General features: G+C 70.9%; 1 protein-coding gene. It reads left to right on the forward strand.

The window, feature by feature from the left end; translation table 11 throughout:
* A partial coding sequence (locus tag IE142_RS34775; RefSeq protein WP_229831205.1) for a condensation domain-containing protein occupies positions 1-1,048 on the forward strand: 1,048 nt, incomplete at both ends.

A 1,048-nucleotide genomic window follows, 5' to 3' on the forward strand; every position in this document is an offset into this window, starting at 1 on the left:
CCGCGCCGACCACCAGGTCAAGGTCCGCGGCTTCCGCATCGAACCCGGCGAGATCGAGAACGTGCTGACCGACCACCCCGACATCGCCGAGGCGGCGGTGATGGTCCGCGAGGAGCAGGCAGGCGATGCCCGCCTCATCGCTTACGTGGTGGCACGGGGAGCCCTGTGCGCCGGGGACGTACGGGAGTTCGCGCGGGACCGGCTGCCCGACTACATGCTGCCGGCCGCCGTCGTCGTACTGGACCGCATGCCGCTCACCGCCAACGGCAAACTGGACAAGGCGGCGCTTCCGGAGCCGGACTTCAGCGTTCCCAGGTCGGGGCGGGAGGCGCGCACGCCGCAGGAGCAGATCGTGTGCGATCTGTTCGCGCAGGTGCTGGGGCTGCCCCGGGTCGGCGTCGACGACCACTTCTTCGACCTGGGCGGACACTCGCTGCTGGCCACCCGTCTCATCGCCCGGATCCGTGCCGCGTTCGGAGTCGAGCTGGAGCTGCGCGCGCTGTTCGACGGGCCGACGCCGGCCACGGTGGCGGCACTCCTCGACACCGCGGGACCCGCTCGGCCGCCCCTGGCGGCGCGGGAACGCCCGCCGGCCCTTCCTCTCTCGTCCGCCCAGCGGCGGCTGTGGTTCCTGCACAAGATGGAGGGGCCGAGCGCCACGTACAACATTCCCCTCGTCGTACGGCTGACCGGCACATTGGACCGTGTGGCGCTGCGGGCCGCTCTCGGTGACGTGGTGGCCCGGCACGAGAGTCTGCGGACGGTGTTCCCGGAGGCCGACGGCGCTCCGTACCAGCACGTCCTCGACAGCGTGAGCGTCGAGTTGCCCGTCACCGACGTCACCGAGACGGAGCTGCCGGACGCCCTGGAGTCAGCCGCCCGGTACGCCTTCGACCTGGCAACCGACATCCCCCTTCGCGCCAAGCTGTTCCGTCTCGCCCCCGACCGCCATGTCCTCGTCCTGGTCCTGCATCACATTGCGGGTGACGGGTGGTCGTTGGGTCCGCTCGCTTCTGATCTCACGCGTGCTTACTCGGCGCGGGTGGAG

Origin of the sequence: Streptomyces mutabilis, from assembly GCF_014649815.1 — a bacterium.
In the GTDB taxonomy this organism is placed as follows: domain Bacteria; phylum Actinomycetota; class Actinomycetes; order Streptomycetales; family Streptomycetaceae; genus Streptomyces; species Streptomyces mutabilis.